Annotated in this window: 5 protein-coding genes; 2 read left to right on the top strand and 3 right to left on the bottom strand. The window is 66.6% G+C overall.

Going from position 1 to position 7148, the window contains the following annotated elements; genetic code table 11:
• Window positions 1–254 precede the first annotated feature (254 nt).
• Entirely contained in the window at window positions 255–2657 is a 2403-nt protein-coding gene (locus D7X74_RS08790) for a M12 family metallopeptidase (RefSeq protein WP_158622199.1), read from the top strand.
• Between the two features lie 59 nt (window positions 2658–2716).
• On the opposite strand, the gene D7X74_RS08795 is transcribed toward D7X74_RS08790, so the two are convergent.
• The 3 genes from D7X74_RS08795 to D7X74_RS08805 all read right to left on the bottom strand — a co-directional run bounded on the left by D7X74_RS08795 (window position 2717) and on the right by D7X74_RS08805 (window position 6719).
• Entirely contained in the window at window positions 2717–5134 is a 2418-nt protein-coding gene (locus D7X74_RS08795) for an arylsulfatase (protein ID WP_233602029.1), read from the bottom strand.
• A gap of 305 nt (window positions 5135–5439) precedes the next feature.
• Window positions 5440–6294, bottom strand: coding sequence for an NmrA family NAD(P)-binding protein (locus tag D7X74_RS08800; protein ID WP_120532477.1), 855 nt, complete (start codon window positions 6292–6294; stop codon window positions 5440–5442).
• Complete coding sequence (locus D7X74_RS08805; RefSeq protein ID WP_120532478.1) at window positions 6291–6719, bottom strand: nuclear transport factor 2 family protein; 429 nt, start codon at window positions 6717–6719, stop codon at window positions 6291–6293. Before D7X74_RS08805 ends, D7X74_RS08800 begins: the two co-directional genes overlap by 4 nt.
• Between D7X74_RS08805 and D7X74_RS08810 the strand changes: the two genes are divergently transcribed.
• Window positions 6718–7148, top strand: a 431-nt coding sequence (locus D7X74_RS08810) for a cupin domain-containing protein (protein WP_233602030.1), incomplete at its 3' end; no start/stop codon positions are given. The genes D7X74_RS08805 and D7X74_RS08810 overlap by 2 nt on opposite strands.

A 7148-nucleotide genomic window follows, 5' to 3' on the forward strand; every position in this document is an offset into this window, starting at 1 on the left:
ACCGGGACCGTCTTGAACCCGAGACGGCAGTCCATCTGGATGGACGTTTCCCCATGGGTCCGCACGAACCTCTGTGTTTGGCGCGGCGGGCCCCAGACGCAGTGAGGCCCCCTCACGCCCTCGCGGTCCCGCACGCATGCGCATGTCTGGCATGCCTTGTGCTCTGTGGATCTCCCGAGCAGGGCGCGGATGCCAGAGCGCATCCCCCGTGGCTCGAAGGCTGTTGCGATCCATTGACAAGGGAAACAAAGAACATGGGAAAGAACCATCGCGGGGCGCGGGGCGCCCGCGCATTGGCTGGGGGCGTCTTCCTGCTGTCGCTGGTCGGGGCTGGCTGCGGGCAGGATGAGAAGACAAAGGTGCCGGAAAGCACCCCGGCGGAAGAGGTTCAACCGCAGGCCGAGACACCCGAGGTCCGGGGCTCGGCGTTCCTGCCGTTGGGGCGCAGCAAGACGCCCCAGGACGTGAACTACCGGGTGGAGGATGGCTGGGCGGTCGCCTTCGGCGATGTCCTGCTGGGGCCGGTGGAGCAGGTCGAGGCGGAAAGCCAGCGGCTGCGCAATGCGCAGCCCGGTGCGCGGTCCGGGGTGAGCGCTTCCAGTGTGGGCTACCACGACGACGACAACCTCTGGCCGAGCGGAGAGGTGACGTACACCTTCGCCTATAACTTCCCCGAGTCACGCAAGCCCGCAGTCTGGGCGGCGATGGCCGAGTGGGAGAAGTACACCGTCATCCGTTTCAAGTGGCAGGCGGAGTGTGACTTCCTCGGAAGCTGTGTTGTCATCCGGCTGCCGGACGATCCCAGCACGTGCAAGTCCGTCGTCGGGCGGCTCTCCGGCCGGATCATTGTCGCCAATCCGCAGCCCCTCTGGGTGGGACCGGAGTGCTCGTTCGGGAGCATCCTCCACGAGCTGGGCCACGCCATCGGCCTCTATCACGAACAGAGCCGCAAGGACCGCGACCAGTTCATCCAGGTGCACGAGCAGAACTTCGCTGACTGCCTGGATGAGTTCGACAAGGTGCAGGAGGACGTCAACAGTCCGTATGACTATGGCTCCATCATGCACTACTCGCGCTTCAGCAGTTGCTCCAAGGTCGACCCGAACACCCAGAACCGACTGCCGCTCTTCACCGCCACGCAGACAGTTCCCTCCGGTGTGCAGATCGGTCAGCGAGCCGAGCTCAGCGACAGCGACATCGGCGGACTGACCTCCATGTACGGCAGTTATGTGAGCCGGAAGTATGGAGTCCTCGGGATCACGCGGTTGGGGTTGCCTGTCAGCGCGGAAGGGGCCGCCAAGGACCACGGGCGCTACCGTGAGTACCAGCTCGGGTACATCTACTTCCACCCGGATGTGGGGACGCACGAGGTCCAGGGGGAGATCGCCACCCGGTATGCGCAGCTGGGCCATGAGAACAGCCCGCTGGGCTACCCGCTGGACGATACGCAAACCCTGCCGAGCGGCCTGAAGCGCAATCACTTCCAGGGCGGGACCATCACCTGGCATCCGAAGGCGGGCTATCACGTGAAGTATGGCTCGGACATCCAGCTCAAGGGCGACTTCATGGACCTGGGGTACGACCAGGTGATGTACATCAACCCGGATGGCGCCGGCACCAAGGTGAAGGTGGTCAACTACGGGGGCCTCACCGCACCGGGCGTGGCGGGCTACACGGAACAGTGGGGACAGCACCTGCTGCTGAGCGGGTGGATCGACGAGGACGATGACCAGCTCGTGGGTGACTTCATGGGCCTGGGCTACGACCAGGTGTTGTTCATCAATCGCAGTGGCGACGCGGGCCGGCTGATGGTGCTGGACTTCAAGTCCACCCAGGTCCCGGGGCTGATGGTCGGCTATGAGGCCTATTCGGAGAGCACCCTGCTGGGCGGCTGGCTGGACGACGAGGACCTGCGGTTCGTGGGGGACTTCGCGAACCGGGGACATGACCAGGTGATGTTCATCAACCGCGAGGGCCAGACGGGAAAGCTGATGCTGATGGACTTCAAGACGCCTTCGGCGCCGGGCCGGTTCGGCTCCATCGCCTACCGCGAGGAGTGGGGCGAGTCCCAGCTGCTGAGCGGATGGATGGACGCCAACGACCTGCAGCTCGCCGGCGACTTCATGGGCCTGGGGTATGACCAGCTCATGTTCATCAACCGCAGCGGTGAGAGCGGCAAGGTGGCGGTGGTGGACTACTCGACCGGCGTGCTGGGCGGCGTCACGCGTGCCTCCGAGCTGTGGACCAGCGCCTCGTGGCTGTCGAGCGACTGGCTGGACGAGGACGACCGGCGGCTCGTGGGGGATTTCCGTGGGCTGGGTCACGACCAGGTGATGTTCATCAATCGCGGCGGGACTGGTGGCCGGCTGATGGTGATCGACTACGCCCTCAACGTGACCCCCACCCAGCTCGGCACCGCCGTCTATCAGGAGCCCTGGAGCACGCCGGGGCACCTGACGAACTGGTTGGACCAGAACGACCTCCAGCTCGCGGGTGATTTCGGGAACAAGGGCCGCAGCCAGTTGCTGTCCATCAATCGGACGCCTCCGGCGGGCAAGCTCATGCTGCTCGACCATGGAACCGGTGTCGTGCCCGGGAGCATCATCTACTCCGAGCAGTGGGGGGCCTACTCCCAGCTCGACGGCTTCCTGGACTGATTCAAGACAGGACCCGTGCCGCATCCCCGGGGCAGGCTCACGCCTGCCCCGGGGCGTTTCTACTGCCGCAGCATCTCGTGCTGGAATCTCGCCTCGGCCTTCCTGGCCGGGTCATCGTGGTCCGGGTGGAAGTCCGGCTTGAGGTCGAAGTCCACGCGGAGGACACGGCCGTTGAAGCTGGCGTTGGACGGGTACTCGGGGCTCACCGCCGTACCCTTGTCGCAGCCCAGGTCGAAGGTCTCGTCCATGGAGTAGCCCACGGACACGGTTCGCGGAATCCTCCCTTCCGCCACCTGCTTCCCGTCCACGAAGAGCCGCCCGGTGCCGCCCGCGCCGAAGGGCTCCGGTCCGGTCTTCTCGAACTCGTAGCGCAGCAGGTGCCGGCCCGGCGTGAGCGCCGCGGTGCCCCGGATGTATGTGTATTCGGGCCCCGGGAAGTTGTAGCAGAACGCCGGCACGCCCTTCTGGAGGTACAGCGACCACCCGGCGGAGGAACCACCCAGCACGACGACGGGGCCTTGCGCCTCGCCCGCGGGCACCTCCACCTCCGCCGTCATCTCCCAGGAGCGGTTCTTGGTGTCCGGCCCCGCGAACTCCTGGATGCGCACGCTGCCTTCGTAGAAGGTCAGACGCTCGCGCTCGGTGTAGAGGCCCTGCCGCCCCAGTGCGCGGATCTGGAACCGGTCGTCCAGGGGGAGCACCTGGTAGCGCCCCGCCTCCGCCCACCACATGCCCACCAGTTCGATGAGCTTCTTCACCATCGGGTCGTCCAGCTTCGCCCGGTCCCGCCCCTTCATCAGGTCGTTGGACTCGGTGGGGTCCTCGTTGAGGTTGTAGAGTTCCCAGTGGTCTTCATCGAAGCCCCAGCGCGCCGTGTTCTCCCACGGCTTGCGCCCGTGGTACGTCACGATCTTCCAGCCGTCGTGGTACAGGCCCCGGTTGCCCAGCATCTCGAAGTACTGCGTGACGTGATTCGACGGCGCCTTCGCGTCGTTGAATGAGTCGTTCATCACGTAGCCCTCGACGGGCTCCTGCTGCACGGAGTTGATGGTACGCGGCGCCTCCACCCCAATCGCTTCCAGGATGGTCGGAACGATGTCGATGACGTGGTGGTACTGCGTGCGCAGCTCCCCCTTCGCCTGGATGCCCCGGGGCCAGTGGACGATGAGGGGATTCCGCACCCCGCCGAAGTGCGTGTATTGCTTGCAGAGCTGGAACGGCGCGTTTCCCGCCATGGCCCAGCCCACCGGGTAGTGGTTGTAGGAGTTGGGCTGGCCGAACTGGTCCAGGCGCGCCAGGTTCTGCGCCACCGTCTCCGGGACGTTGTTCGCCACCGACTGCTCGTTGAACAAGCCCGTCAACGTCCCTTCACCGGAGGAGCCATTGTCCCCGATGAAGGCGAAGACGAGCGTGTTCTCCAACTGCCCCGTCTGTTCCAGGAACTGCATCAGGCGGCCGAGCTGCGCGTCGGCGTGTTCGACGAAGCCGGCGTAGATCTCCGCCATGCGCGCGAAGAGGCGCTTCTCGTCGGCGGACAGGGAATCCCAGCGCTGGACGCCCTCCAGCATGGGCGCGAGCCTGGCGTCCTGGGGAAGGATGCCCATCTCCTTCTGCCGCGCCAGCACCTGCTCGCGGTAGGCATCCCAGCCCATGTCGAACTGGCCCTTGTATCTGTCTGCCCATTCGGGCGCGACGTGGTGCGGTGCGTGCGCGCATCCCAGGGCGAGCCACGTCAACCAGGGCTTCGTCGGCTGGACGGAGTGGTGCTGGGAGATCCAGCTGATGGTCCGGTCCACCAGGTCCTCGGACAGGTGGTAGCCCTGTTCCGGCGTGCGCGGCGGATCCACTGCTTCGCGGTCCAGGAACAGCTTCGGGTTCCACTGGTCGCAGTCGCCGCCGAGGAAGCCATAGAAGCGGTCGAACCCGAAGACGGGCCCCGTGGGCCAGCGATCATAGGGGCCGGCGAGGGTCGTCTCTTCCGACGGCGTGTTGTGCCACTTGCCGACGCAGTAGCTGGTGTAGCCGTACTGGTGGAGCATGGCGGGCACGCCGGCCTTGTCCTGCGGCTGACGGCCGTTGTAGCCGGGGAAGCCCGTGGCCAGCTCGGTGATGTTGGCCATGCCCACGGAGTGGTGGTTGCGCCCGGTGATGAGGCAGGAGCGCGTGGGTGAGCAGAGCGCCGTGGTGGTGAAGTGCGTGTAGCGCAGGCCCTGCTGGGCGAGCCGCATCAGGTGCGGCGTGCGGATCATGCCGCCAAAGGGCTCACACCAGCCGAAGCCAACGTCGTCCAGGATGACATAGAGGATGTTGGGCGCGTCCTTCGGCGCGGTGGGGGGAACGGGGAAGGCCGGCTCCGACTCCTCCCAGGTCCTGCCGATACGGCCCGGAAAGCGCTCTCCCTCCTGGTAGGTCTTCATGGCGGCCGTCTTCTGGCCCTGCTTCTTCCCATCCTGCTTCTTGCGGCCGTCCTTGCTCATGGCAACCCCGGGTTGGTTTCACGGGAAGGTACGGAGGCGCAGGGGCTCAGACTTCGCACTGACGGAGGGGGCGGTCGAGGTGGCTTGCCGCCGAGAGCTTTGGCCTGGTCGCGAATGCACCGCGCCCAGCCCCACCATGAAGACGGGCACGTCGCGCGTCGTCGCCTGGACCGTCAGCACGGGCTGCGGACCCTTCGCCCCACCGTGTCTCCGCGCTCCACCCGCTCCCGATGACGAGACCCACGAGGAGCAGGAACCAGCCCCAGCGGATGCGCTGATGTGGGGAGGGAGCCGAAGTCACCGGGTCAACGCCAGACGTGGGCGTGGGCGCGGGCGAAGGCTTCGAAGGTGCGCGGTGCCCGGCCGGTGACGCGCAGCACGGTGTCCGTCACGCGGTCCTCGGCCCCATCCCGGAGGGTGACGTCCAGGCCCGCGAGCAGCCTTGCGTAGGCCTCCGGCATACCCGTCCCCTCCTGAAGGTGCCGGCGCACCTCCTCCTGGCTTGCATGCACATGCCGGATGGGGCGGCCCGACACCCGGGACATCACCGCCGCGATGTCGTCGTAGCTCAGCGCCTGGGGGCCGGTGATGACGTGCGCGGTGTCATGGGAGGGCTCATCCGCGAGCGCCCGGACGCCGACCGCCGCGATGTCCGCCGTGTCCACGAACCCGACGCGCCCCTTGTCCGTGGAGGTCATCAGCGTGCCGTCGCGCCGGACGCTGGCCCCGTGCTGGTTCTGGGGGTTGGCGAAGTTCTGCATGAACCACGACGGCTGCAGCACGCTCCACTCCGGTGCGTGCTCGCGCACGAAGCGGTGCACCTGTCCCAGTCCCGGGCTTCCCTCCGGAATGGCGGAGGCGCTGAGCAGGACGACGCGCCGCACGCCCCTGGCCAGCGCGCGTTCGATGAACGGATTCATGAGGAGGGACGGGTCCGCATCCAGCGGGGGCAGCAGCAGGTACATCCGGTCCACGCCGTCCACCGCGGGTTCGTGCGTGGTGGGGTCCGCCCAGTCGAAGAGGACGTGGTCGGCGGAGGGGAACGGTGGCGTCGTGCTCCGCGTGGCGGTCCGCACCCGGAACCCTTCCGAGGCCAGCCCTTCCGCGATGGGACGTCCCGTGTTGCCAGAGGCGCCGGTGACGAGGATGCGCGGCTTCATGCCTGCTCCTTGCCGAAGCTTCCCGCCGGAGCGGCCAGGGGGTTCCAGTACTCGCGGTAGCGCACGATGCGCCCCTCGCGCAGGTGCAGGCGCATCACGTAGTCCTGTTCGTAGTGGAAGTGTGACGGCAGCAGCGTCGCCGAGCCGTGGACCTCCATCCATCCGACGTTCGGGTCGGTGGTCGGGTAGCGCTGGACGTCCGCGAAGGCGAGCCCCTGGAAGCGCTGGGTGATGGGCACGAAGTAGGCCCGGATGGCTTCGATGCCCTCCAGGCGCGAAGGCATTCCGAGCGAGGGGGCGTAGGGGAATTCAACGACGGCATCGTTGGCGAACAGGCCCAGCCAGCGTTCGATGTCCGTGCCGATGAGCGCGAGGTGAGCGTCCATCATGCGGGTCAGGTCGGAGGTGGGGGCGGCGAGATCCATGGGAAGCTCCATCAACGAGGTGGACCTAGAATGTGACCGACGCTATGGACGCTCAATGTCACTGCGTCCAAAAGAACTGTCAGCGCGTCCAGGGATGCCAGACGAAAAGACCGACGTGGTTTCCGATGTGCTGGAGACGCTGCGGTTCAAGACGCTGCTCTTCGGTCGCTTCGAACTGGGTGCACCGTGGGCGCTGCGCCTGCCCAGCAAGGTCAATGCGTCCTTCTACGTGGTGACGCGGGGAGGACTGCGCCTTCAGGTGGAGGGTTCAGCGCAACCGATGTTCCTGTCCGCGGGTGACGTGGTGCTGCTGCCCCGCGCCACCGCTCACGTGCTGGATGACGGCGCCATCAACGAGGTGGACCTAGAATGTGACCGACGCTATGGACGCTCAATGTCACTGCGTCCAAAAGAACTGTCAGCTGTCTC

It is taken from the genome of Corallococcus sp. CA047B, from assembly GCF_003612065.1.
Taxonomy (GTDB): domain Bacteria; phylum Myxococcota; class Myxococcia; order Myxococcales; family Myxococcaceae; genus Corallococcus; species Corallococcus praedator.